Origin of the sequence: Pontibacillus salipaludis, assembly GCF_014642405.1 — a bacterium.
Taxonomy (GTDB): domain Bacteria; phylum Bacillota; class Bacilli; order Bacillales; family BH030062; genus Pontibacillus; species Pontibacillus salipaludis.
This window is the reverse complement of the sequence record NZ_BMIN01000004.1, coordinates 270,151-295,205: the sequence shown is the minus strand read 5'-3', so window position 1 is coordinate 295,205 and position 25,055 is coordinate 270,151. Positions and strand designations below refer to the sequence as shown.

Below are 25,055 nucleotides of genomic sequence, written 5' to 3'. Positions count from 1 at the left end.
CTAGGGCTTCGTAGTTTATCTCATCGATATAAATTTCTACGTCAAACTTAGGGAAACCGCCGAGTACGGGTCCGTACGCTCGGTGGTGTGAGAGGACGGAGGTTAGTCACCTCCTCCTACTCGATTGTCCTGAAGAAGAGTTGTTGGATTTGCTTCATAGTGCTTATCAAGTTAGGAAGCACTATTATGGGAACAAAGTAAAATTAAACATGATTATTAACACGAAATCAGGATTTTGCCCTGAGAACTGTGGATATTGTGCCCAATCCATCAATTCTAAAGCGCCTATTCAGAAATATCGTATGATGGATCAAGAAACGATCATGAAAGGTGCAGAACAAGCACATCGCTTAAACTCTGGTACATATTGCATCGTCGCAAGCGGTCGTGGACCTACGACAAGAGAGTTGAATATTGTTACTTCAGCAGTAAGGGAGATTAAGCAAAAGTATGAGCTTAAAGTTTGTGCATGTCTCGGTATTTTGAAGCCAGAGCAAGCAAAGGAATTGAAAGAAGCTGGCGTCGATCGATATAACCACAATGTGAATACTTCAGAAAATCATCATGAAGCCATTACAACGAGTCATACGTATGAAGACCGTGTAGGAACAGTGAACCATGCAAAGAGTGCTGGCATATCCCCTTGTTCAGGTGTCATTGTTGGTATGAAGGAAACAAAGGAAGATGTGGTGGATATGGCGCGCGCATTAAAAGCATTAGATGCAGATTCAATTCCTGTGAACTTTCTTCACGCAATTGATGGTACTGCTCTTGAGGGGACAGATGATCTTACTCCGACATACTGTTTAAAAGTGTTATGTTTATTCCGTTTTATTAATCCAACTAAAGAAATTCGTGTGTCAGGTGGGCGTGAAGTGAATCTGCGTAGTTTGCAACCGCTCAGTCTATATCCAGCTAACTCTATTTTTGTGGGGGACTATTTAACAACGGATGGACAAGATAGTACCGAAGATCACCAGATGATAAAAGACTTAGGGTTTGAGATTGATTATGTAAAAGAAGAAGAACCTATTTTATGAAAGCAAGGGTTTTCTGAAAAAAATAGCTCCATTTGGAATACTAAGGCGAAATCGATCAGATTTCGCCTTTTTGACGTATTCTCACTACAGTCCAAGCCTGCGTTAGTTACACGTAAGTTTTATATCACATATGCTTTCGAGCTTCTCGTTCTTCCGTAACCTGTACTACTGGTTCATCCCAGGGATGATTCGGATAGATCCCCTCTTCAATGATTCGCTTTAACAACATGTCATCTTTAGGGATTGAAAACTCTAATCGTATTGAGGTTACTTTCGTTCGACCCCCAACTTCACCTTCTGTTGGCACAGCATCTTCAGAGGGGACGAACTGCTCGACTCCTTCACTTGAATGCCAAGCCACGTTTTTGTAGTTTCCATATTTTAAGTCATCTATTTGCAATACACCTTTTATAACGTTTTCTAAGTATTCTGGTACCACAAAGGTCCTGACTCTATAAATCGGTACTAACTTCATATGCCTACCTCCAAATTATTATCTAACAAAATTTTAACATATTTCTCATGAGATACGTATACACACGATGCCTTTTAAGTATAGAGTAACTCAAGTTCTGCTAAAAGTTTGAGGTGAAAGGATTTTTACCCAAAGGATTATTCTTACCTTTGGATCATGCCCTATCCATTCAGGGCTTTGCTCTGCTTGAATTTGGGGAAGATAGAAAGTGTAGTGAAGAAGTTTGATTCGTTGACGTGTTTTCTTTATCATGTTATCGTATTAGCACGCTAAAGGATTTTGATTATTTTACTCAAATCAACGGAAATAGAGAGGGGTACATTGTTTTGGCAAATCGTCTTATGTTCGAAAAACCACTAGGAATGCGCGATACGCTTCCTTTTTTCTATCAACAAAAACGCAAAGCTCGTGAAGCAGTTTCACATAGAATTGAATCTTGGGGATATCAATTTCTAGATACACCAATGATGGAATACTTAGAAACGGTTGGAGAGGCTAGTGCGATCGGAGAAACACAGTTGTTTAAACTATTGGATCAGCAAGGTCATACGCTCGTTCTTCGTCCGGATCTTACATCACCAATTGCACGTGTAGCTGCGTCGCAGTTAAAGGAACAAGGGTATCCGCTTCGTTTAAGCTATGACGGTCCTGTGTTTCGCGCACAACAGATCGAAGGCGGGAAGCCTGCTCAATTTGAACAAGTTGGTGTTGAATATATCGGTGAGAACTCGATTTACGCCGATGCAGAGGTTATTGCTTTGCAGATTGAAACACTAAAAGCTGCCGGACTAGAAGAGTTCCAGTTAACGGTAGGTCATATTGGATATGTGAAAGGTCTCTTAAAAGAAGTCTTCGGAGATCAAGAAGAAACGCAAGAAGAGTTTTTGCGTTACTTGTATAGAAAGAATTATGTTGGTTTTAGAAAAGCATTAGAACAAGTTGCTCTTTCAGGTGAGAATAAGGCTAGAATGAAGCAATTACTTTCACTTAGAGGACAGAAAGACGTGTTAGCAACTGCTGAAGAAATTACAACAAATGGTGCCTGTCACCGAGCTACGAATGAGCTGAAACAGTTACAAAACCTTCTAGAATCATACGGCGTGAGTGAGTACGTGTCATTTGATCTAAACCTCATTAGCCATATGAGTTATTACACAGGGATTTTGTTTGAAGGATATGCTCCTCACTTAGGATCGCTTCTTTGTAACGGAGGGCGTTATGATCAGTTGCTTCCATCTTTCCAATCTACAGCTTCCGCTACAGGATTTGCGATTCGAGTCGATCGTTTAGTCGAAGCTATGGAACAACGTGAGGACCAAGTGGGGCCCGTTCTTGTCATGTACGAGCCACATACATTTGATCAAGGTTTACAGGTGGCACAAGAACTTCGCGCCGAAGGAGAGCAGGTCATTTTGCAAAACAAAGCGTATTACGAAGAAGGACAGAACAGTTACAAGCAAGTGATTGACGTGACGGAAGGGGGCGCTTCTGTTGAATAATTGGTTAACCATCGCAATGCCTAAGGGCAGAATTTTTGAAGAAGCGGCTGAACTTCTCCAGAAAGTTGGCTATGATTTTACAGATGTAGAGGATTCCAGAAAGTTAATTTTAGATTTCCCTGAATATAAAGTGCGTCTTATGATGGCAAAGCCTATGGATGTAGTCACTTATGTAGAATATGGTGCTGCTGACTGCGGCATTGCAGGGAAAGATGTGTTGTTAGAACAAGACCGGGACGTCTACGAAGTGCTAGACTTACAGATAAGCGGATGTTATTTGGCGGTGGCTGGTTTACCAGACAACCCTCTTAGCAAGATTGCGCCGAAGATTGCAACGAAGTATCCTCGTGTGGCTTCGGAATACTTCCGTGAGCAGGGTGAGCAAATTGAGATTATCCCACTAAACGGATCGATTGAGCTAGCTCCCCTCATTGGATTAACGGATCGGATTGTGGATATCGTATCTTCAGGCCAGACGCTACGAGAAAATGGTCTTGTAGAATATGAGAAGATTGCTGATATTACCTCACGCTTTATTGTCAATCCAGTTAGTTACCGGATAAAAAATGAACAACTTGATCCACTTATTGAAGCATTAAGTGAGTACGTCTAAGGAGGGTGAACCCATGAAGATCATCACACCTAAAGAAATTGATGCGTTTAAAAGAACGGTAGATGGCGGTACAGAAGATCAAAGGTCTACTGTTCAAACCATTATTGAAGATGTGAAAGAAAAACAGGACAAAGCTGTTCTCTCTTACACGAAACAGCTTGACGGAGCTGATTTGGAAAGCTTAGCTGTAACGAAAGAAGAATTTGCCCATGCAAGAAGTCAACTTGACCCAAGTGATGTAGCTGTTTTGGAAGAAGCGTGCGCAAATATTCGTTCGTTCCACCAAAAACAAGTTCGGAATTCTTGGTTCGATACGGACCAAGACGGAACCATGTTAGGTCAAAAAATTACACCCCTTGATGCAGTTGGTGTGTATGTTCCAGGAGGGACGGCAGCTTATCCATCGTCTGTTTTTATGAATGTGATGCCAGCCATTGTAGCCGGTGTGGAACGGATCGTCATGGTATCTCCTCCATCTGAAGAAGGTACATTACCAGCGGGTGTACTTGTAGCTGCAGAAATAGCGGGGGTTAAGGAAATCTATAAAGCAGGAGGCGCGCAGGCAGTTGCGGCACTTGCGTATGGAACAGAGTCGATCCAGCCTGTTGATAAAATTGTTGGTCCAGGAAATGTCTACGTAGCCCTTGCGAAACGAGAAGTTTTTGGCGATGTCGATATTGATATGATCGCCGGCCCAAGCGAAATTGTAGTTCTAGCTGATGAGACAGCTTTTGCGAGTGACATTGCAGCCGATTTACTATCACAAGCTGAGCACGATGCCAGATCTTCAAGCGTTTTAGTGACATCTTCCCAAGAACTCGCCGAAGAGGTGACCAGAGAAGTACACCAACAACTTGAGCACCTTCCGCGTAAACAGATAGCTCAAGCGAGTGTGAACGACTATGGCGGGATTGTAATTTGTGATAACTTATCTCAGGCAGTAGACGTAGTCAATGAGTTAGCTCCGGAACACTTAGAAGTTCAGACGAAAGAGCCATTTATGCTATTAGGGAAAATTAAGCATGCAGGTGCCATCTTTTTAGGGAGATATAGCTCAGAGCCTATCGGGGACTATTTTGCCGGGCCAAATCACGTATTACCGACAAGTGGAACTGCACGCTTTTCTAGCCCTCTCAATGTAGATGACTTTGTGAAGAAATCAAGCGTCATTTATTACAGTAAGGCTTCTTATGATAAACATGCTGATAAGATTGCTCGCTTTGCAAGATTAGAAGGGTTAGAAGCCCACGCTCGTGCAGTAGAGATGAGAAAGGAGTCAGGTGAGAAATGACAGAAGAACGAGTAAGTCGAATCGAACGAGAAACAGGAGAAACAAACATATCACTGGATTTAGCTATCGATGGAACGGGGAAAGGGACGATCCATACACAAGTTCCTTTCCTAACTCATATGCTTGAATTATTTAAAAAGCACGGTTTCTTCGACCTAACCGTTGAAGGAAAAGGTGATGTGGAGGTAGATGATCACCATCTGACGGAAGATATCGGTATCTGTCTAGGACGGGCACTTCGGGAAGCATTATTGGATAAAGCGGGTATCAAGCGTTATGGCTCCTTTTCACTTCCTATGGATGAAACGCTTGTAACGGTTGCCGTAGACCTAAGTGACCGTCCACATCTCGAATGGAGAGCGGATTTGCCAGCTTCTAAAGTGGGCACATTTGATACAGAGAATGTTCATGAGTTTTTCTGGAAGCTTGCGCTTGAAGCTCGCATGAATTTACATATCGTTGTGCATCACGGAACCAACACACATCATATTATTGAGGCAATCTTTAAAGCAACAGCCCGTGCACTTGATGAAGCTACGCAAATTGATCCTCGTATTCAGGGCATTATGTCGACAAAGGGGAGTTTGTAAATGATCGGTATTATCGATTACGGGATGGGAAATTTATTCAGCGTTTCAAAAGCGCTAGAACGTTTAGATGTTCCATATGTCCTAACAAGCGATCCGGAACAACTTGCTCAATGCGAGGGGCTTATCCTTCCTGGAGTAGGAGCTTTTCCTGACGCAATGAAATCTTTAGCTGAAACAGGGATGAAGGATTTTGTCTTGTCTAAAGCAGCTGAAGGGATGCCGCTTCTCGGCATTTGTTTAGGGATGCAGCTCTTGTTTGATGAAAGTGACGAAGGAGGCATGACAGAAGGGTTAGGGTTGTTGCCAGGGAGTGTGGTGCGTTTTAAAGGAATTGATTCAGAAGGGAATCGTTTTAAGGTTCCTCATATGGGCTGGAATCACCTTGATCCACAGCAACCTAGTTCGCCCCTTCTTCAAAATGTGGAAGATGGTTATGTTTATTTCGTACATTCTTACTACGTTCAAGCTAAACAGCGTGAGGACATCATCGCAAGTGCTCAGTATGAAACAGAAGTGCCTGCGGTAGTCGGTAGAGCGAATGTATTTGGGGCGCAGTTTCACCCAGAGAAGAGTGGGGATACGGGCATGACAATTTTACGAAACTTTTGTGAACTGGTCAGTAAGGGAGGAGTCGAACTATGAGTCAATTTACAATCTATCCAGCAATCGATATGAAAAACGGGAAATGTGTACGTCTTGAACAAGGAGATTTCGATAAAGAAACGATTTACGGGGATTCACCGTTTGATGTAGCAAAGGGCTTTCTAGAACAAGGGGCTGAATGGATCCACATGGTGGACTTAGACGGTGCGAAAGAAGGAAAGCGTATAAATGCAGAGCACATCCTTCGTGTTGTTGACGAGTTGTCTGTAAACGTACAAATGGGAGGCGGCATCCGAAACAAAGAAGATGCAGCATACTATTTAGACCGTGGTGTAGACCGCGTTATTATTGGAAGCTTGGCTATTTCGAACCCGGAATTAACGAAGGAACTAGTAGCGGAATACGGGAGCAAGATTGCAATAGGATTAGATGCGCGTGATGGATACGTGGCAACGGATGGTTGGTTAACGAAATCTGATCGTACAGCGATTGAAGTGGGACAATATTTTGCTGAAGCGGGTGTTGAGACGTTTATTTATACCGATATCTCAAAGGACGGTATGATGAGCGGGCCAAGCACAGATCAAATTGTCGAGCTAGCCAAACAAACTGGGAAAGAGGTTATTGCCTCTGGTGGTGTTCGTAATATAGAAGACCTTATAAGCTTAAAGAAATATAGTGATCAAAATGTCGGTGGTGCTATTGTTGGAAAAGCCATCTACACAAAAGAACTTCCTCTAAGAAAAGCATTAACTGAGGTGAATCAATAATGCTCACAAAACGTATTATTCCCTGTCTAGATGTGAAAGATGGCCGCGTTGTAAAGGGGATTCAATTTGTTCAGATCCGTGATGCAGGTGATCCAGTCGAGCTGGCTACGGTTTATGATAAACAAGGGGCAGATGAGCTTGTATTTTTAGACATCTCAGCTTCTCATGAAGGGCGTAAAACGATGATTGAAGTCGTTCGTGAAGTTGCAGGTACGCTCGCTATCCCATTTACAGTTGGGGGAGGCATTGGTTCTCTTGAGGACATGCGCGCCATTTTGCGGGCAGGAGCTGATAAAGTATCGTTAAACTCAGCGGCCGTAAGGAATCCTGAGTTGATTACTGAGGGCTCTGACTTTTTCGGGGCGCAGTGTATTGTTGTGGCAATAGATGCACGTTTCGATGATTCGATCGGCTCTTGGCGTGTATATACACACGGTGGACGTAATGCTACAGAATGGGAAGTGCGTGACTGGGCTAAGCATGTTGTAGAGAGAGGGGCAGGAGAAATTCTGTTAACAAGTATGGATCAAGATGGTGAGAAAACAGGCTTTGATCTTGATCTTCTTAAGGCGGTTCAACAAGTTGTCGATGTTCCTGTGATTGCTTCAGGCGGAGCTGGCAATGCGCAACATTTCGTAGATGTTTTCAAGGAAGCGGACGCAGATGCTGCACTCGCAGCTTCAATCTTCCACTATAAAGAAACATCCGTACAGAGTGTGAAAGGTGAATTAAAAGAAAACGGGGTGCATGTGAGATGAATGTAGAAGCCATACAATTTGATGAAAAAGGACTTGTTCCAGCGATTATACAAGATGCACGTAGTAAAGAAGTTCTGACGCTTGCTTACATGAATGAAGAAGCCGTTAAGAAATCAGTTGAATCAGGAGAGACACACCTTTACAGTCGTTCTCGCCAAGAGTTATGGCACAAAGGAGCCACGTCTGGAAACACTCAATCCATCCAATCGATGAAGTATGACTGCGATCAAGATGCTGTATTGCTACAAGTGATTCCTCAAGGACCTGCTTGTCATAAAGGGGACTATTCTTGTTTCTCAGAAACGGTGTATGGGAAAGAAATAGAATCCAAAAGCAACCGTTATGAAATTCTGGACGATTTGCAAAGTACATTGGCTGAACGTTTAGCCACTTTACCAGAAGGTTCGTATACATCTCAGTTATTCCAAGAAGGTGTGGATCGAATACTTAAGAAAGTGGGCGAAGAAGCAGGTGAAGTCATTATTGCGGCGAAAAATAATGACGCTGAGGAGTTAACATGGGAAACGGCAGACTTGTTATTCCATACGCTTATGCTCCTTACTGAAAGAGGAGTTCCATTTGATCATGTGCTTGGAGCCTTAGAAGGTAGAAGCAGCAAAAAGTAAGTCGTATGGATAAAAACGGAATCGCTCCTATAATCCCCTTTACAAATATGGTATACTGCTAAAGGAATGTTACGGTTCGAAGATAGGAGGACCTACATGCATACTTCAAACAACAATACTGGAGGAGCTGTTGTTGATAATATAATTCCGTTCACCCCTGAAGGTGAGTTTTACTTCAATAAAGGTGTTCGTGCTTTCAGAAAGCGTGAATTTGAAAAAGCATCAAAATGGTTACGAAGAGCGGTTGAATTATCACCAAAGCAACCGGTTTATCAATGCCAGCTTTCTGTCGTGCATACAGAGACGGGTGATTATCATACAGCGAACCAGATTTTAATGAATGTATTAGCAGATTTTGGCCATGAATATGTCGATTGTTATTATCTTATTTCGAATAACTATGCTCACTTAGGGTTATTTCAGGATGCTAAGAAGTACGCTAAAGAGTACTTGAATAAAGCCCCTGAAGGTGATTTTAAAGAAGAAGCAGAGCAATTAGTCTCTGTGCTAGATATAGAAGAAGAAGAGGATGAGGACGACGATTGGGCATTTGAAGAAGAAGATGAATTAATGATGCACCAAGAGTCGGCTTTTTATTATATGGAGCGACAACAATGGAAAGAAGCGCTACCCATTTTAGAGGAAATGATTCGTCTCTTTCCTAATTTTGTTTCGGCTAAGCATGATTATGCCGTATGTCTCTTTTTCGCGGGTGAAGAGCAAGAAGCAATAGAGCTAGAGGAAGATTGGCGTGAGCAGGAACCGTTGTCTCTTCACTCTATGTGTAATCTGGCTGTGTTTTATTTCCATCAAGGGAAGACTCAACAAAGTCAGGAGCACATACAAAAACTTCGAAATGTGTATCCTATAGGAGAGCAACAAAAACTTCGTGTAGCTGCTACGTTAACCCAAGTTGGGGAGTACGAAGCAGCGTATGATCGTTTTTGCCGGTTGGAAAAAGGTAAACTAAAAGGGCACTTATCTTATTATAAATGGTTTAGCATAGCAGCTTACCATACCGGAGAGCCTTCTAAAGCGTTAAGCTTATGGGAAGAAGGATGCACTAGACACCCAAATCTAGCAGAACAAGGCGGACCGTGGCAACAAGGATAAAATACCCTCATGAGCATATAGGTAGACTCAATTGGACAGATTTTATACCATGAGATTACAGCAAAAGAGAATGAAAAGGGGTTGAGCGAAGTGAGCGAAGAAATGATCTACGATGTAATCATCGCAGGTGCTGGCCCGGCAGGTATGACAGCAGCTGTTTACACTTCTCGTGCTAACTTAAATACACTTATGATTGAACGTGGAATTCCAGGCGGACAAATGGCGAATACCGAAGAAGTTGAGAACTACCCTGGGTATGAGCATATTCTAGGTCCGGACCTTTCAAATAAAATGTTTGATCACGCTAAGAAATTCGGTGCAGAATATGCATACGGAGACATTAAAGAGATCGTTGACGGTAAAGAATATAAAACCGTTAAAGCAGGAAATAAAGAATATAAAGCTCGTTCCATTATTATCGGAACAGGAGCTCAATATAAAGCATTAGGTGTGCCTGGTGAATCCGAACTTGGCGGCCGTGGTGTTTCATACTGTGCCGTATGTGATGGTGCATTCTTCAAGAACAAAGAACTCGTTGTTGTTGGTGGAGGCGACTCCGCTGTTGAAGAAGGAGTTTATTTAACTCGCTTTGCAAGCAAAGTAACGATTGTTCACCGTCGTGATTCCTTACGTGCACAGCAAATTCTACAACAACGTGCCTATGACAACGAAAAGATCGATTTTATTTGGGATACTGAGGTAACGAAAATTAACGATGAAAATGGTAAAGTAGGAAGCGTTTCTCTTGTAAATAACAAGACGGGCGAAGAGTACGACAAACCAATTGATGGTGTGTTTATCTATATCGGTATGATTCCTCTAAGTAAACCATTTGAATCCATCGGCATTACAAACGAAAACGGCTATATCGAAACAAATGAAAAAATGGAAACGAAAGTGCCAGGAATCTTCGCAGCCGGAGATATTCGTGAAAAGGAACTTCGTCAAATCGTAACCGCTACAGGTGATGGTAGTATTGCAGCTCAATCAGCTCAACACTACATCGAGAACTTGTTAGAGGAAATTGGCGAAGCATAAGCGTTCCATGCAAGGTTCAGCCGCAATTGTAAAGATGCCTGTTACCAAACGTAACGAAACGTAATAGCATTTTAATTGTGCTGTAACACGCATGAAACAATTATGGGGTATAATATAATTAACTAATTGACCCCCTTTTAATAAATATATTTGGCACAGGCAAATTCGCCTGTGCCCCTTTTTTTGTCTAAATGTAAGTGGTGAAGGTGCGTTACGCGAACTTATGGCATTTTGCTTATGCGGGCCTGCAGGATGCAGGTCAGTTCGGTGTTGGCACAGGACGTGCCGTTTTTAACCGAACTTCCTCTTTTGCTGGGCACCCCGCCTGCGCTTTTCTGATGTCTAGCTCCGGCGGGGAGGGCCTAGCGAGATAAGTCATCTTTTCTCCAAAGGCTATTCGCCTTTTCCGAAAAGCTGTCTTATCCGTACGGCCCTGGGCACCCCGCCTGCGCTTTTCATGTCTAGCTCCGGGGGCTAGGGGCTAGCGAGATAAGCAAACTACCTGCAGTGGCTAATCGCCACTTCCGGCATTTTGCTTATCCGTACGCCCCTGGGCGAGCCCCATGCGCTTTTCTAATTGTCTAGCTCCGGCGGGGAGGGCCTAGCGCGATAAGCAATCTACCTCCAGTCTGCTCTGCAGACTTACAGTAGCTTGCTTATCCGTACGGCCCTGGGCACCCCGCCTGCGCTTTTCTAATACGCTTTTCTAACAATAAAAACCATAGTATAATAATAAGGAGAATGCCTCTCGCATTTTTTAAATGAGGTGAGTAGTGTGCAGCGAGTTACAAATACAGTTTTACGTAAAAACGATGAAGTGTTAATGCTTCAGAAGCCACGCCGGGGTTGGTATGTGGTTCCTGGTGGGAAAATGGAGCAGGGAGAGCATATTAAAGAAACGGCAGCACGAGAATACAAAGAAGAAACAGGGTTAACGCTAAAGGATCCGCAACTTCGTAGTGTATTTACCTTCATTATGAAAGACGGAGAAGAGGTAGCTCATGAATGGATGATGTTCACTTTCTACAGTGAAGATTATTCAGGAACGTTAAAGTCGGAAAGTCCTGAAGGAGAACTGGAATGGGTTCCTGTTGCAGAAGTTCTTCAAAAGCCTATGGCAGAAGGCGATCAACATTACCTTCGACATATACTGAATCATAATTCAATCTTATATGGCACCTTTACGTATACACTTGATTTTAAGTTAATAGACGTTACGCTTGATCCAATGAATCCATAAAAAGGGAGAGATGGAAACATGGTAGATCAAACACAAGAAACCCAACTCGTAATTATCACAGGAATGTCTGGTGCCGGAAAAACAGTCGCAGTTCAAAGCTTTGAAGATTTGGGCTTCTTCTGTGTGGATAATTTACCACCTGCACTACTTCCAAAGTTCTTAGAATTAATGAAGGACCCTAAGAATAATATACAAAAAGTCGCCCTTGTTATGGATTTGCGAGGTAGAGAATTCTTCGATACGCTTTTTGCAGCGTTAGATCGATTGTCAAAAGAAGACGGCTTAAATGAACACATTCTTTTCCTTGATGCGGAAAACCAATCACTGGTTTCACGTTATAAGGAAACACGCCGCTCCCATCCTTTAGCTCCAGATGGGCTACCAATGGAAGGCATTCAGCAAGAGCGTCTTATGCTTGATGAACTTCGTGGTCGTGCTCAACAAATTATTGATACTACTACATTGAAGCCACGTGAACTTCGAGAGCGCATTTTGGAATCTTACGCTGAGAAAACACAACAAGTGTTCTCCGTGCAAGTTGTTTCTTTTGGATTTAAATATGGATTGCCCATTGATGCGGACCTTGTATTCGATGTTCGCTTCTTACCGAACCCACATTATGTGGAACAGATGCGCCCGTTAACAGGGTTAGATGATGAAGTATCAAAATACGTATTTAAGTGGACAGAAACGAACCAATTTTTAGAGAAGTTGTTCGACTTGTTAGGGTACATGTTGCCGCAATATAAAAGGGAAGGAAAGAGTCAGCTTGTGATTGCAATTGGTTGTACTGGGGGACAACACCGCTCAGTAGCCATCGCAGAACACATTGCAAACCACTTCTCGCGCGATTATGTTGCTCATGTCACCCATCGAGATGTCGATAAAAGAAAGGGAAAATAGACGATGCCTAAAAAACCGTTACCTCGAGTAGTTGTACTTGGAGGAGGGACAGGGATGCCGGTTTTATTACGAGGCTTAAAGTCTTTCCCGATAGATTTGTCAGCTATCGTTACTGTTGCTGATGATGGGGGAAGCTCTGGACGTTTGCGTGAGGAATTGTCTATGCCGGCTCCAGGTGACATCCGAAATGTTATTGCTGCATTATCTGATGCAGAGCCGATGCTGTTGGATCTTTTCCAGCATCGGTTTCAAAATGGCAACGGGTTATCTGGACATTCCATGGGAAATTTACTTTTAGCTGCTATGAATTCCATCACTGGCGATTTCTTTCACGGCATTAAAGAAATTTCCCGTGTCTTAAATGTAAAAGGAAATATTTTTCCTATTGCAAACCAAAATATGTTCCTTCATGCTGAAATGATGGATGGGTCTGTTGTTTCAGGCGAATCCAAGATTCCTACATCAGGAAAGAAGATCAAACGAGTCTTTCTAAGCCCTGAGCCAGTTCAACCTCTTCCTGAAGCTGTGAAAGCTGTTAAGGAAGCAGACCTGGTTGTCATTGCGCCGGGCAGTTTATATACAAGTACCCTACCCAATATGATTGTTTCTCAAATCGGAGATGCTTTACGTGAGACGCAAGGAGAAGTTGTCTATGTGTGTAACGTGATGACTCAACATGGAGAAACCACAGACTACACTGCATCTGATCACGTCCAAGCCATTCAAGATCATATTGGAGAAGGATGCCTTCATTCGATTGTCGTCCATAATCAGATTATTGATGATGAGGTTCGAAAAATGTACGCCGTTGAGCATGCATCACCTGTTATTAATGACCAAGATCGGTTACGCGAAATGGGCGTTAACGTTATAGAAGGTGATATTATTGATCAAAATCAAACGTCACTACGTCACGATACAACAAAAGTCGCCAAGTTGTTATATTCTATGCTTGATTAAGCATGTGCTTGAATAACCACTAGGTGAAGAGGAGGTGAGAGGGTTGTCATTTGCTTCTGAAACCAAAAAAGAATTGACCGGCATTGAAGTGGAACCGTGTTGCATGGAAGCAGAATTAGCAGCATTAATCCGTATGAATGGCTCCATCTCGTTTTCCAATCGGAACTATATTCTAGATGTTCAAACGGAAAATGCAGCGATTGCCCGTCGAATTTATACGTTAGTCAAAAATCTATACCAACTACCAGTAGAGCTATTGGTTCGTAAAAAAATGCGTTTAAAGAAGAATAACGTTTATATTGTTCGAATGAAAGAAAAGGTTCGTGATTTATTGCAGGATTTAGAGATACTAGAAGAGCCTTTTACTCTAATTCGGACGATTTCCAAAAAGTATCAGCAAAAATCATGCTGTATGCGTGCCTATTTAAGAGGTGCCTTCTTAGCAGGTGGATCTGTAAATAATCCAGAAACATCTTCTTACCACATGGAGATCTTCACCTTTTATGAAGATCACAATGAATCTCTGTGTGAACTTATGAATCAGTTTGATCTACACGCAAGAGCAATTGAGCGGAGAAAAGGGTATATCTGCTATTTGAAAGAAGCCGAGAAGATTACTGAATTCCTCAATATCATTGGAGGTCACCAAGCCTTATTGAAATTTGAAGATGTCCGCATAATGCGTGATATGCGAAATTCTGTGAATCGACTTGTAAATTGTGAAACGGCTAATCTGAATAAAACAATTGGAGCTGCCTTCCGTCAGGTAGAGAATATTAAACTTATTCAAAGTACAGTGGGATTAGAAGCCTTGCCGGATAAATTACAAGAACTAGCCGTCCTTCGTGTAGAGCATCAAGATGTTACCTTGAAAGAGCTTGGGGAGCTTATGTCTCCTACCATTAGTAAATCTGGCGTGAATCATCGCCTTCGTAAAATTGATGAATTTGCTGATAAGCTTCGTAAAGGCGAACTTGCGGTTAAATAATAGATATCCATTCCTTTTTTATGAGGTTCATGATATAATAATCTTAAAATTTCGACGCTTCTTATCGGAAGCGTTTTTTTTACAAATGTGTGATAGCGCTTTCGAAAATGATGAAAACCTTATTTAAATAGATGATACAGAGAGGGGAATTGGATTGATCGAGCGGTCTGTGAAAGTAGAATTAAGTACCGGATTACAAGCAAGGCCAGCTGCCTTATTCGTTCAAGAAGCCAATCGTTTTTCATCCGATATCTTTTTAGAGAAAGAAGGAAAACGGGTAAATGCTAAAAGCATCATGGGACTCATGAGTGTTGCTGTTGGGCCAGGAGAAACGATTACACTTCAGGCAGAAGGAACAGATCAAGACAGCGCTATTGATAAACTAGTTGAATTTGTGACTAGTCAGTAAGGTATACTTATTTGTTATCTTAATTGTGAAGAAATGAACAACAAAGCTCAAGAATCGATATGGAATCGATTCTTGAGCTTTTTTATGTAGCTGTGGTTTCTGGGAGGTCATGATCTCGGCGAGGTTTAGTATAAGAGTATAGTTCCGACTTGAGGCTGAGTAAAATATCTTCTCAGGTAGGAGGAAGGAAATGGATGTAGTTTATATAATAGGTTATAGATAAGGGAAAAGGGAGGATTATATGGAAACAATCATTGAAGTAGAAGGTATTCGAAAAGGATATAAAAAACGGAAATCCAAAGAAGAGTTTATAGCTGTGGATGATATTTCTTTCTCCGTTCGTAAGGGGGAAATTGTAGGGCTGCTTGGACCAAACGGAGCAGGTAAAACCACTACGATTAAAAGTATATGTGGACTACTCGTTCCTGATCAAGGATCGATTAAAATTAACGGGTATGACAGCGTGAAAGAGCGTAACAAGGCTTTACGTCACATTAGTGCAGTATTAGAGGGGAATCGAAATGTGTATTGGCGTTTATCTGTAGAAGAGAATCTTGAGTATTTTTCGGGTAATCGTGGCATGAGGAAAAAAGAATCCAAAGAGCGAATTGACCAACTCCTGGAACTTTTTCGCTTAGAAGATAAACGCAGTGAGATTGTGAATAATCTTTCACGTGGTATGCAGCAAAAGCTGGCTATAGCTGTTGCCTTAATGGCGAATACAGACGTGATTCTACTTGATGAGCCAACCCTTGGCTTAGATGTAGAAACCAGTTATGAAGTTCGTTCATTGTTAAAGCACATTGCAGAGCAAGAAGGAAAAACAATTATCATTAGTACACATGATATGGCCGTTGTGCAAGACCTTTGTAAACGAACGGTCATTATCAATAGCGGAAAGGTTATTGCCGATGAAAATGTACAGCATCTCCTAAAGTTATTTGAAACAAGCGCCTATGAAATTCAATTAAAAGAAACGCTCACCGAAGAACAACTCACCAAACTCCACCATCAGTTCCCAATTTTTAATCTCCATGACCTCACCTTAGAAGTTAGTCTAGAACATGAAGAAGCGATTTATCAAATAATGAATATACTCAGCCTTAACCAAACGGGTATTGAAACAATTAATCGCACTCAAGTAAATTTTGAGCAAGTATTTAGAAGACTAGTAAAAGAGGAGGCTGTATCATGAGTGCCTTTCTACAAGTCTTACGAGTGAACACAAAGAAAGAATTTATAGAAATGAAGCGTTACTTACCCAATACGTTAAGCTTATTGGCCACATTTTATATCATCTTTCTAGCTCTATTCTTTGGAATTCAAGTAGTTGGCGATCCGGCTGAAGCTTCTTCAAATACTCAGTACATTATCGTAAACTATGTATTTTGGTACTTTGCAATGATGACACTCCAATCGACTGGGGGAGCCATTACAATGGAAGCGATGCGAGGAACGTTGGAACAGTTGTATATGTCTCCTGTTTCAGCATGGCGGATTCTTTTGGCTCGTGTGTTTGGAATGGTAGCCATTCATCTCAGTATTATGATCGTACTCATTTTTTCTTCAATGCTAACAACAGGAGAGTGGTTGCACTTAAACGTAGGAGCTATTATTCCTATTCTCTTACTGACCATTATTAGTATGATTGGCGTTAGTTTTATTATTGCTGGTATATCAGTCATCTTTAAACAAGTCGATGCGTTCTTGCAAATCTTGCAATTTATTCTCATGGCATTTGCATTTGTCCCGCTCTCCGTCGCCCCTTACCTCGTTTTTGCTCCTTTTGTAAAAGGAGTCGATATGATGCGTCACGTTATGATTCATGGTTATACCCTTGGAGACTTTACGTGGGTAGATTACTCCTGGTTAGTTGGGAATGGGATTTTTTACGCCATTGTTGGCGTCATCGTTTATCGAAGTTGTGAACGCTTGGCGATGAATAAAGGGTTGTTGGGTCATTATTAATGAGGAGAAGGCTAGCTATGATGCTAGCCTTCTTTTTATGTGGTTATCTCTCATAATAGGTTTGTTCAAGAGTCGGAGTTGAGAGAATGTTTCCGTTAACGTTAGTGTTGAGTAAGGTGGGCCGAAACTACTCGCTTTCCGCGGGCGGCCCCACACGAGGTGGGGTCGTTCGACGTTGTCATAGGACGTGACGGTTTTAGTCGAACTTCCTCTTTCTTTTTAGAGCCTCCTCCCTCACTGCGTTCGGTGCGGGGTCTCGTCTACCTCTTTCTCCCGCAGGAGTCTCGCAGTTTCCCGGCCCACCTTTGCCAAATACGGAGAAACGGAAACTTGCCAAATAAGGAGAGGATGGAGAAAATTTAGAAGTGGTCCGTTCAACTACTTAAAGCTTGGGCTTACTGGGGGACTGCGAGACTCCCGCGGGGAAAGGAGCCTGTCCAGTTCCGGAGTGGAGGACCTAGCGAGATAAGCCATCTTTTTTACAAAGGCTAATCGCCTTTTCCAAAAAGCTGACTTATCCGTACGGTCCTAGGCACCACTCCTGCACTTTAAATCTAGGGGAGACCCCACAGAGAGCGCTAGCGAACGAGGAGGCTTCCCAGCTCCCCGCAGGAAAGCGAGTTGTCCCCAAGCCTGCCCTAGCCTTCATGCGGTAACGGACACCTCCTTACCTAAATGCCTCTTGCTTGAATTAGGAAAGAAAAGGAGAGTTTTTATCTGGTGGTGAGAGGGAAATTGAGTGAGTGAAGTCAAAGAGGTGATTGAATGAATAAGCGGAACCTGGTTATTATTACGCTTGCGGCGGTGTCGATGACATTCTTTTATATGATCGTAGAGCTCAGTTTTAAGGCTGATGTTTCAAAAGGGTTGGTCTTTGCCATATTCCTAGTCTTTGCTGTTTTCTTTGCCCTCTATTTTATATTTGCACTTCCTATTCTTATTTATTTGCAAAGGAAGATTGGCGATCGGGATTATAGCTTGAAATACTTTGTTGCTTTTTTGGGAGGCTCATTTCTCATCCACCTCCTGGTAAACCCTGTATTGAATGAGTATCAAGCTCCATTTGTTACTCCTCTGTGGTACATTTATGTCGTAAGTACGGCGCTGTTCATTTGGCTGTGGGATTCTGCGAAAGTTAAAGTTTTTGCATAAAAAAACCGCTCTGATTCTTATCAGAGCGGTTTTTCATAATGGTTGGATTAACCTTGACTACGTTCGAAAACGTTGTCGATTAGGCCGTATTCTTTTGCCTCTTGAGCTGTCATGAAGTTGTCACGGTCCGTGTCGCGTTCAATTACAGACAGGTCTTGACCTGTGCGCTCAGAAAGGATTTGGTTTAGTTTCTCACGCATTTTGATAATGCGTTTTGCGTGGATTTCAATGTCAGATGCTTGACCTTGAGTTCCGCCAAGTGGTTGGTGGATCATAACTTCACTGTTTGGAAGAGCAGAACGTTTGCCTGGCTCACCAGCAGCTAGAAGGAAAGCACCCATAGATGCTGCCATACCTGTACAGATTGTTGCTACATTTGGCTTAATGAACTGCATCGTGTCATAAATCGCCATACCAGCTGTAATGGAACCACCTGGAGAGTTGATGTATAGAGAGATATCCTTCTCTGGATCTTCTGCCTGAAGGAATAGCATTTGTGCTACGATTGAGTTTGCTACGTTATCATCAATAGCGCTCCCAAGCATAATAATGCGGTCTTTCAGAAGGCGTGAATAGATGTCATACGCACGTTCACCGCGGTTTGTCTGTTCAATAACTGTAGGGATTAAATTCATGAAATTCTCCTCCTTTAAATCGTGTTCTAACACTAAGTAAGTACCGAATTAATTTTATCATACACGCAAGGTCAAAAAAGGTCAAACGAAAGGATTGATGTTTTCTTACTAACTATGTAGAAGACCTTTCTTTCATTATATGTATATGATGATCCGGCTACACATACAATCAATTTTTCCCCATTTCATGAAAGCTAAACGTTTTGAAAATGTTATTTTCTAAGTGCTCTAATTTGCCAGATCGCCTGATGAATATTCTTCGACAAATCCTTCTCTCTTACCTCCCACACGTTCCATCCATTTCGAATTAAAAATTTGGACCTTTTCTTTAAATGTCGCTTCTTCACAGGGTGTAACAGATCTTCTGGTTTGTAAAAAAGGATAGCTACTTTTACATCTAACAAAGCAAGGTCAATCTTAACTCTCCCGACTTTCACATGTGTATAAGGAAGGAACCCGTAACACCTAAGAGAATAATAGGTCTTACGAAGCCCGGGTGAATGGGACGGGGGTTCATGGGAATCTTGTTGTAAGCTTGGAATCGGATAACGAAATAACCCAAGCCCACCAATAATAATGAATGAAAAGATTAAGCATACCCAAACGCCAACAGCTATAGACATAGAGCATCACCTCGAAGCTAGCATTTCCAAAAGCACGAGGGCTCATACTCAATGAAATGGGTCTTGAATTTTAATAATTTGAACCGTATAATGGAAGTTGTCCTTATTATAACTAGCATGCGCTCGTAGCTCAGCAGGATAGAGCGGTAGGTTCCGGTCCTACGTCTGTCGGGGGTTCGAATCCTCTCGAGCGCGCTTATACGTTATAAACGGCGGTATCATGCGATTCTATTCCGAAATTTCAGGCGTAATCGTCTCCGTGAGGTTAGCGGAGAGACGGAAACCTTCGAATTTTGGAAAGCCGATTTAGGCGGCATTTACGTCCCTAATCCAGTTAGAGTCTGCGTCCGCCGAGCCCTGCGTTTCTCTGTACACTATTACAAGAAATGGAGGGCTTTTTTATGCGCAAAAAGAATAGGCAAATTGCAACAAGAAGAAGAACCGGAGTCATGCAACGGAGGGACGTCGGAGAAAACGATTCAATACGTCCTGGTCTTACCGCTGAGATCGCGTTATCTAAGTTAATGATGATTTATGAAACGGAGAACTACCGGGAAAAAACGATGCAAGGATATCGGTATCATTGGGAGGAATTCTTCAGAGTCACCGGAAAAATATTTGCGGACGAAGTGGAAGAGGAAGATTTCAGAAGATATATTTCGGTGTTACTTAAAGTGAGGGAACTATCACCCGTAACGGTTAACATTAGGCTTACGAGTGTCCGGGCAATGTATAAGCGTCTAAAGAACGAAAATATCATCTCCTATAATCCCGCTGAAAGGATCCGTAAATTAAAAACTGATGAGCAGCGTATTTTCACACTAAGCGACAACCAAGTGCGCCGGCTATTTGCCGTAATAAATATGGATATTTACGCAGGATTCCGTGACTACGTTTCTATGCTGGTTATGTTAAAGTGCGGTTTGCGTGTAAATGAAATTGATTCTATGGAAGTTGAGGATATAGACTTCGAAAACGGAATGCTTATACTACCGGGAGCTAAGAACAAGAACCGTAAGACGAGGATGGTTCCTATGACGGAAAAGGTGCAGAAAAACCTCGCTCAGTTAGTTACCGAAACACGGGATTACTTCGGTGCTGATGTAACTCATGTCTTTACGAACCAATTTGGCGAGCCGCTTCGTTATGATCGCATTAGGAAACGAATGGATTCGTACGCTAGAAAAGCTGGTTTGAAAGATGAGGTAAGAGCAAGTCCGCACTCGTTGCGTCATACCTTCGCCGTTAACTATTTGAAAAATGGTGGGGATATCCGAAGCTTGCAAATGATCCTCGGACATGCTGACTTAGCTACGACACAAAGGTATTTAGACTATACGGACGATATCGTGGTCACAAAGTATAACGAAGTGAACAAGAAGGATAATTTAGATGTGTAGCAGGTATATTTTATTGGCTCGTTGAATTAGGAATTATAAGAAGTAGGTATTGAGAGGGGTTTCTGTGTGGGAGTAAGCTTCAATGATTGGAAAGATAGGTACACTTCGAGGTCAGATTTAAGTAGATTTTTGGTGCATTTAACTAAACCGAATCCAGAAATTGGTGACGAAGTTGATGTACTTTTAAAGATACTAAACGACGGACACCTAAAGGGAAGTGGAAAAGAAGGTTTTATCAACGGGAAGAATAAGGCTGTCTGCTTCCAAGATGTACCTCTATATTCGGCTAATCAAAATATACTATTTGAAAAAGAGTTACGTCGAAGGAAAGAAACTGGTATCAAACGTTACACCGCTACGGGAATAGCTATTAAAAGAGAAGTAGTTTACAATAGCGGAGGACGACCTGTGATTTACGATGATAGAGAAGAGGCTATGAAGTATTTACCCGAAGAAGAATATTGGAGAATTGTTGATTTAAAATTGAAATCAGAAGATCAAATTGTAGATTGGATGCATGAAAGAGAGTGGAGGGTTAAAGGGGATTTCTATTTTAAAGAAAAAATGGCTCATGTTTATATTTTATTAGGAGGAAAAGTTAGATATAGAAAGTTCATTAAAGAAGCTGACGAAGAGATAATAAGAAAAATTGGTGGTATAACTACTATGGCACCTATAATACAGTAGCTATTTAAGTCCGGCAATTTTTGCTGGGCTTTTTTTTTTAGAAATTATCACAAAGGAGTGTGATCGAATGGGTAAAAGAGGACCGGAGAAGCAGCCGTTAGATTGGCGGCATAGAGAAGCTATGTTTCTTGCAATATATCGCTGGTACAACAAAACGGAAATTTGCGAGGATCTAGGAATCAGCCGTATGACGTTGTGGAAGTGGGAGCAGCGTGAGGATTATCAAAAAGAGTACCTAGAAACGCGCAAGGATTACTGGAAACGGTGGCATAGTCTTAGACGTGAAAACAGACGTAAGCAAAAGAAAGCTATGCAGCGTAAAAGTAAACGTAATAAGTCTGCGTAAGGATGTTAGCGTGTATCCAAAACTGACATTATAGTTCAATTGTATAATCGTTGATATGACGGAATTTTCTCGCCGAAAACTAGTTTACAAAAATGCACTCTCAGCGACATTTTTAAAGCGTGACCGGAAGTGCGGAATTAGGCCGACCGCTTACCGGCTTACGACCGATGCCAATCGCCGAAATGTACGGAATGTAGCACGTAGTAAATCGGAGGGAAACGTTGATATGAGGGCGTTTGTAGGCGTATGCAGATCGGTAATGGTCGGTAGTTTAGCGCGGTCATACGTTGGCAAAATTAAGCGAAAATAAGCGGTTTTCATACTTCCGAATACTTCCGATTTTGTCCGCTTTTTCGGCGTTTTTCGTTTGAGTACGTTTTAGTATATACGGACTTTTAGGCGTCCATTAACCAGCCACGCGGACCTGACGCGAGGGGTCCGGAACACTTTGGGCGCTTCAGTTTACTTCACATATTCGGGCTATTCTACGGTTAAATTCCGTTAATGGGGGCGGAATTACCAGGCGAAGCGTTCACCGCGGACGGTCTCCGAATATTTTCGGGGCAGCCAGAGCGACTTTATTCGTACACTTAGAAGGAATTGGAATCTGTTGCCTAGAAATAATTATTGCGGAAGGAGGTGTAGTTTAAATGTATGCTACGGATAAACAAGTTGTATGGAACTTGGCGGAGGATTTAATGTACCATATTGAGAAATATAGAAAAGCTAGAGAAATGTCTGAAGAAAAAAGCCAACAAGAATTTAATGAGAAGCTTGCAAATGAAATTTTTGAGGGCGATAACCAGTATGTCCAAAATAAGTTGAATATAGATGGTGTAACATATTGGGAAAATGTAATTGAAGCCAAGATAGAGACAATAAATATTATCGGTGGTTTAGATTTAATGAAAGAAGTCCATAACCGACTGGAAATTTACGATGAAGAAGTGGCTAAGCTTGAAAGGGAAAGTATTCATTATGCAAGTGCTTTTAATTCTTTAGCTCATGGGATAGGTAACTGGTTCGATTAAGAGGTCTGCTTTTGCAGGCCTTTTTCTTTTGGATTCGCAGAGTGTCTTAAAGTGTTAACTTATGTACAACGTTCAACATAGCCGAAAACTGCCCGTTTTTATCGCTTGTAACTGTTTAGAAGTTAGTCTATAATTAAGTGTATAGAACATAACTAACTTTTGGACGGAGGGTCCCGTATATGAAAATCGGATATGCACGCGTTAGTACAGTCGGCCAGGATCTCGAATCACAAGAGGCGCTACTTCAGGCGGAAGGTTGCGAGAAGGTATACGTCGAAAAGGTGACCGGTACATCCACCGCCCCACGTAAGGCATTAGCGGATATGATCGAGAACGTACGCCCTGGTGATACGGTATATGTCGTTAAGATAGACCGTCTAGCACGCTCGATTATCGACCTCAATAAGATTGTATCGGAGCTAAACGAGAAAGGTGTATCCGTTGTATTCCTGCGTGATAACCTCGAGTTTAATGCGGGAGACGACGGCAGTAGTTTGCAGCGTTTGATGTTTAATATCCTCGGTAGCTTCGCGCAATTTGAACGTGACATAATCGTCGAGAGAACGACCGAAGGTAGGCAACGAGCTAAGTCGCAAGGTAAGCATATGGGTCGCCCTGGTCAAGACGATAAGGACGTTAAGAAGGCGGTTAAGCTGTATCATGAACGGAAGCAGAACGGCATGAGCGTTAATGACATCGCAAAGGTAACCGGCGTGCCTCGCTCAACTATATATACGAAGGTTAAGTCGGAGGGTCGCTAACTAGCGGCTCTCTTTTTTGTGCGTAAATAGGGGGCGGGCGGGAATAAGCTGGAAATAGCTTTCCCTGCTGTGCTCAAATACGCGCCAAAAATTAACACTTCGACTTTAGCGTAGTGAAGTGTTTCTGCTCCGAAAAAATTCGCGGAGAAAATGTACCTATAGGTGTGGTTTTGTTCGTGTAAATAAAAGGGATTGGACTATTTTTCTAGAAATATATGGATTGAGAGGAGGTGTAAGCGATTCGTTACCTTAATTATTACTTAGTTAAGTATTACAAGGACGATAGTGAGTTGATATTAGCGGAAGATTCAGAACAAGCTATGAGGAAGTTCTTTGATTATCTTAAGCTAGAAAAAGAAAAAGAGAAGGAATCCGGTATGCACGGTAGATATAAACCCCCGAACTACATAGAAGTATTGCGTGTCGGGGATGAAAATAGCTTAATCAAATAGTCCGCCATTGAGCGGGCTTTTTTTATGTCTTAAAACGTAAAAAGACGCCCAATCAGGCGCCTTATTTCTTGTTCTCTATTGTAATTAACTCCGAAATATCGTCGAGCTCTAATGCGTCGGCTATCTTCGTTAAATGGTCGAGGCTTACTCGGTCCACATAGCCACGTGACAGTTGCGATATAGCTGCACGTCTTATTCCAGTAATATCCGAAAGCTTGGCCTGCGTTAGCTCCCGTTTATGTAACAACTCGCCGACCTTCAGCTGGACCTCACGTTTACCGGGCAATTCCGTAGTATTCTCCATTATCGTACCCTCCCGTTTAAGTTTCGTTAAACCTAGTATATACTTTTTTAAAAAATTTCGCAATTACCTATTGACGTTCATTACGCAAAAGCGTACACTAAGGTTAATCGAATTACGCAAAAGCGTAAAAACGATATAATCGAAAGGGGCCGATGAAATGGTTTTAATGCGAACGAACATAATCATTCGTTTTGATGGAGGTAGAACCGCCCAAGAATTTGCGTATCAGCTTACGGACGACTTAATGATCGTACATGACAACGACGAGTTAACGGTTTACGAGGTCTTCGACTATATCGGAGGGGTACCTTTTGTGGATGCAGAGATTAACCGGTTATTTTCGATGGTGCTTAACTCACTTACAAAGGCTTATGTGAAAGATTTGCTCGAAGTAATTACGCCAGGTATGTCGCTAGTTGACTTCATAAAGCATGGAATTGCTTTAACGCATTCTCGTTTATCATTTGAAGGAGGTTACTATAATGAAGAAGTTTAAATGGATCTGCTCGTACGAAGGTGACCGTCAGTTGTTTGAACGTCGAAAGGGATTACTTCAGCGGTTAGATCGCGAAGAAAGCAAAGACGAAGACGTAGCGCTTTTTGAACTTGTAGAAACGGAAAAGGCGCTAGTTGAAGGGTATATCCACCGTCTATGTTTGCCGGAACACGTAGAGCGTGCAGTAAAAACTGCGGTAAAGGATGCGCCGGAAATTTACTCGGAGTATCTTGATTTAGCGATAGCAGACGTATACAAGGAGGTGATCTGATGCCGGTAGTTAA

30 protein-coding genes, 1 tRNA gene and 1 pseudogene are annotated in these 25,055 nt (G+C 42.1%); 28 read left to right on the top strand and 4 right to left on the bottom strand.

Features of this window, described 5'->3' with window-relative positions:
• Nucleotides 1-116: 116 nt before the first annotated feature.
• A pseudogene (gene bioB, locus IEW76_RS07170) lies at nucleotides 117-1,040 on the top strand (biotin synthase BioB); the annotation flags it as partial.
• 124 nt (nucleotides 1,041-1,164) lie between these two features.
• Here bioB and IEW76_RS07165 read toward each other — a convergent pair.
• Entirely contained in the window at nucleotides 1,165-1,515 is a 351-nt protein-coding gene (locus IEW76_RS07165; protein ID WP_188652271.1) for a YqfO family protein, read from the bottom strand.
• A 326-nt stretch (nucleotides 1,516-1,841) separates the two neighbouring features.
• Between IEW76_RS07165 and IEW76_RS07160 the strand changes: the two genes are divergently transcribed.
• From IEW76_RS07160 to IEW76_RS07075, 18 genes are all read left to right on the top strand, one after another.
• Entirely contained in the window at nucleotides 1,842-3,014 is a 1,173-nt protein-coding gene (locus IEW76_RS07160) for an ATP phosphoribosyltransferase regulatory subunit (protein ID WP_188652269.1), read from the top strand.
• Nucleotides 3,007-3,627 (top strand): ATP phosphoribosyltransferase, encoded by a 621-nt coding sequence (hisG, locus tag IEW76_RS07155; RefSeq protein WP_188652267.1) that lies wholly within the window; start codon nucleotides 3,007-3,009, stop codon nucleotides 3,625-3,627. Before IEW76_RS07160 ends, hisG begins: the two co-directional genes overlap by 8 nt.
• 13 nt (nucleotides 3,628-3,640) lie before the next feature.
• The gene (hisD, locus tag IEW76_RS07150) at nucleotides 3,641-4,918 is read left to right on the top strand and encodes a histidinol dehydrogenase (RefSeq protein ID WP_188652265.1); all 1,278 of its coding nucleotides are present in this window, start codon (nucleotides 3,641-3,643) and stop codon (nucleotides 4,916-4,918) included.
• On the top strand, nucleotides 4,915-5,508 hold the full coding sequence (gene hisB, locus IEW76_RS07145; RefSeq protein ID WP_188652263.1) for an imidazoleglycerol-phosphate dehydratase HisB: 594 nt from the start codon (nucleotides 4,915-4,917) through the stop codon (nucleotides 5,506-5,508). Before hisD ends, hisB begins: the two co-directional genes overlap by 4 nt.
• Nucleotides 5,509-6,150 carry an imidazole glycerol phosphate synthase subunit HisH gene (hisH, locus tag IEW76_RS07140; RefSeq protein WP_188652261.1) on the top strand — a complete coding sequence of 214 codons (642 nt, stop codon included), beginning with the start codon at nucleotides 5,509-5,511 and terminating at the stop codon, nucleotides 6,148-6,150.
• Nucleotides 6,147-6,881 (top strand): 1-(5-phosphoribosyl)-5-[(5-phosphoribosylamino)methylideneamino]imidazole-4-carboxamide isomerase, encoded by a 735-nt coding sequence (gene hisA / locus IEW76_RS07135; protein WP_188652259.1) that lies wholly within the window; start codon nucleotides 6,147-6,149, stop codon nucleotides 6,879-6,881. The genes hisH and hisA overlap by 4 nt, the downstream gene beginning before the upstream one ends.
• Nucleotides 6,881-7,639: an imidazole glycerol phosphate synthase subunit HisF gene (gene hisF / locus IEW76_RS07130; RefSeq protein WP_188652257.1), complete on the top strand. Its 759-nt coding sequence runs from the start codon at nucleotides 6,881-6,883 to the stop codon at nucleotides 7,637-7,639. Before hisA ends, hisF begins: the two co-directional genes overlap by 1 nt.
• Complete coding sequence (gene hisIE, locus IEW76_RS07125) at nucleotides 7,636-8,265, top strand: bifunctional phosphoribosyl-AMP cyclohydrolase/phosphoribosyl-ATP diphosphatase HisIE (protein ID WP_188652255.1); 630 nt, start codon at nucleotides 7,636-7,638, stop codon at nucleotides 8,263-8,265. The genes hisF and hisIE overlap by 4 nt, the downstream gene beginning before the upstream one ends.
• A gap of 96 nt (nucleotides 8,266-8,361) precedes the next feature.
• Nucleotides 8,362-9,378, top strand: a complete 1,017-nt coding sequence (locus IEW76_RS07120; RefSeq protein WP_188652253.1) for a tetratricopeptide repeat protein — start codon at nucleotides 8,362-8,364, stop codon at nucleotides 9,376-9,378.
• Nucleotides 9,379-9,468: 90 nt separating this feature from the next.
• Complete coding sequence (gene trxB / locus IEW76_RS07115; protein WP_188652251.1) at nucleotides 9,469-10,416, top strand: thioredoxin-disulfide reductase; 948 nt, start codon at nucleotides 9,469-9,471, stop codon at nucleotides 10,414-10,416.
• A gap of 775 nt (nucleotides 10,417-11,191) precedes the next feature.
• Nucleotides 11,192-11,656: an 8-oxo-dGTP diphosphatase gene (locus tag IEW76_RS07110; RefSeq protein WP_188652249.1), complete on the top strand. Its 465-nt coding sequence runs from the start codon at nucleotides 11,192-11,194 to the stop codon at nucleotides 11,654-11,656.
• Nucleotides 11,657-11,674: 18 nt separating this feature from the next.
• The gene (rapZ, locus tag IEW76_RS07105) at nucleotides 11,675-12,559 is read left to right on the top strand and encodes an RNase adapter RapZ (RefSeq protein ID WP_188652247.1); all 885 of its coding nucleotides are present in this window, start codon (nucleotides 11,675-11,677) and stop codon (nucleotides 12,557-12,559) included.
• A 3-nt stretch (nucleotides 12,560-12,562) separates the two neighbouring features.
• Nucleotides 12,563-13,519, top strand: a complete 957-nt coding sequence (gene mgfK / locus IEW76_RS07100) for a gluconeogenesis morphogenetic factor MgfK (protein ID WP_188652245.1) — start codon at nucleotides 12,563-12,565, stop codon at nucleotides 13,517-13,519.
• 43 nt (nucleotides 13,520-13,562) lie between these two features.
• The gene (gene whiA, locus IEW76_RS07095; RefSeq protein WP_188652243.1) at nucleotides 13,563-14,507 is read left to right on the top strand and encodes a DNA-binding protein WhiA; all 945 of its coding nucleotides are present in this window, start codon (nucleotides 13,563-13,565) and stop codon (nucleotides 14,505-14,507) included.
• A gap of 154 nt (nucleotides 14,508-14,661) precedes the next feature.
• Nucleotides 14,662-14,916, top strand: a complete 255-nt coding sequence (locus IEW76_RS07090; RefSeq protein WP_188652240.1) for an HPr family phosphocarrier protein — start codon at nucleotides 14,662-14,664, stop codon at nucleotides 14,914-14,916.
• Nucleotides 14,917-15,157: 241 nt separating this feature from the next.
• Nucleotides 15,158-16,111 carry an ABC transporter ATP-binding protein gene (locus IEW76_RS07085; RefSeq protein ID WP_188652238.1) on the top strand — a complete coding sequence of 318 codons (954 nt, stop codon included), beginning with the start codon at nucleotides 15,158-15,160 and terminating at the stop codon, nucleotides 16,109-16,111.
• Nucleotides 16,108-16,884 (top strand): ABC transporter permease, encoded by a 777-nt coding sequence (locus tag IEW76_RS07080; protein WP_188652236.1) that lies wholly within the window; start codon nucleotides 16,108-16,110, stop codon nucleotides 16,882-16,884. Before IEW76_RS07085 ends, IEW76_RS07080 begins: the two co-directional genes overlap by 4 nt.
• Nucleotides 16,885-17,649: 765 nt before the next feature.
• Nucleotides 17,650-18,036 carry a UPF0715 family protein gene (locus IEW76_RS07075; protein WP_188652234.1) on the top strand — a complete coding sequence of 129 codons (387 nt, stop codon included), beginning with the start codon at nucleotides 17,650-17,652 and terminating at the stop codon, nucleotides 18,034-18,036.
• Between the two features lie 47 nt (nucleotides 18,037-18,083).
• Here the strand turns inward: IEW76_RS07075 and clpP are convergent, their stop codons facing one another.
• Both clpP and IEW76_RS07065 read right to left on the bottom strand, forming a co-directional pair.
• The gene (clpP, locus tag IEW76_RS07070; protein WP_036782288.1) at nucleotides 18,084-18,671 is read right to left on the bottom strand and encodes an ATP-dependent Clp endopeptidase proteolytic subunit ClpP; all 588 of its coding nucleotides are present in this window, start codon (nucleotides 18,669-18,671) and stop codon (nucleotides 18,084-18,086) included.
• 212 nt (nucleotides 18,672-18,883) lie between these two features.
• Nucleotides 18,884-19,294, bottom strand: coding sequence for a hypothetical protein (locus IEW76_RS07065; RefSeq protein ID WP_188652232.1), 411 nt, complete (start codon nucleotides 19,292-19,294; stop codon nucleotides 18,884-18,886).
• A gap of 119 nt (nucleotides 19,295-19,413) precedes the next feature.
• Between IEW76_RS07065 and IEW76_RS07060 the strand changes: the two genes are divergently transcribed.
• The 7 genes from IEW76_RS07060 (at nucleotide 19,414) to IEW76_RS07030 (ending at nucleotide 23,971) form a co-directional block, all read left to right on the top strand.
• Nucleotides 19,414-19,489 (top strand) — tRNA-Arg (locus IEW76_RS07060).
• A 206-nt stretch (nucleotides 19,490-19,695) separates the two neighbouring features.
• Entirely contained in the window at nucleotides 19,696-20,694 is a 999-nt protein-coding gene (locus IEW76_RS07055) for a tyrosine-type recombinase/integrase (protein ID WP_229721148.1), read from the top strand.
• A gap of 66 nt (nucleotides 20,695-20,760) precedes the next feature.
• Nucleotides 20,761-21,381: a DUF2971 domain-containing protein gene (locus IEW76_RS07050; protein WP_188652230.1), complete on the top strand. Its 621-nt coding sequence runs from the start codon at nucleotides 20,761-20,763 to the stop codon at nucleotides 21,379-21,381.
• Between the two features lie 67 nt (nucleotides 21,382-21,448).
• The gene (locus IEW76_RS07045) at nucleotides 21,449-21,727 is read left to right on the top strand and encodes a phBC6A51 family helix-turn-helix protein (RefSeq protein WP_188652228.1); all 279 of its coding nucleotides are present in this window, start codon (nucleotides 21,449-21,451) and stop codon (nucleotides 21,725-21,727) included.
• Nucleotides 21,728-22,377: 650 nt separating this feature from the next.
• Nucleotides 22,378-22,758, top strand: coding sequence for a hypothetical protein (locus tag IEW76_RS07040; protein ID WP_188652226.1), 381 nt, complete (start codon nucleotides 22,378-22,380; stop codon nucleotides 22,756-22,758).
• A 179-nt stretch (nucleotides 22,759-22,937) separates the two neighbouring features.
• Entirely contained in the window at nucleotides 22,938-23,519 is a 582-nt protein-coding gene (locus tag IEW76_RS07035) for a recombinase family protein (protein WP_188652225.1), read from the top strand.
• A gap of 290 nt (nucleotides 23,520-23,809) precedes the next feature.
• Nucleotides 23,810-23,971 (top strand): hypothetical protein, encoded by a 162-nt coding sequence (locus IEW76_RS07030; protein WP_188652223.1) that lies wholly within the window; start codon nucleotides 23,810-23,812, stop codon nucleotides 23,969-23,971.
• Nucleotides 23,972-24,032: 61 nt separating this feature from the next.
• Here the strand turns inward: IEW76_RS07030 and IEW76_RS07025 are convergent, their stop codons facing one another.
• Nucleotides 24,033-24,275, bottom strand: coding sequence for a helix-turn-helix domain-containing protein (locus IEW76_RS07025; RefSeq protein WP_188652221.1), 243 nt, complete (start codon nucleotides 24,273-24,275; stop codon nucleotides 24,033-24,035).
• Between the two features lie 157 nt (nucleotides 24,276-24,432).
• Between IEW76_RS07025 and IEW76_RS07020 the strand changes: the two genes are divergently transcribed.
• Nucleotides 24,433-24,771, top strand: coding sequence for a hypothetical protein (locus tag IEW76_RS07020; RefSeq protein WP_188652219.1), 339 nt, complete (start codon nucleotides 24,433-24,435; stop codon nucleotides 24,769-24,771).
• The gene (locus IEW76_RS07015) at nucleotides 24,758-25,042 is read left to right on the top strand and encodes a hypothetical protein (RefSeq protein WP_188652217.1); all 285 of its coding nucleotides are present in this window, start codon (nucleotides 24,758-24,760) and stop codon (nucleotides 25,040-25,042) included. Before IEW76_RS07020 ends, IEW76_RS07015 begins: the two co-directional genes overlap by 14 nt.
• Nucleotides 25,043-25,055: the final 13 nt, after the last annotated feature.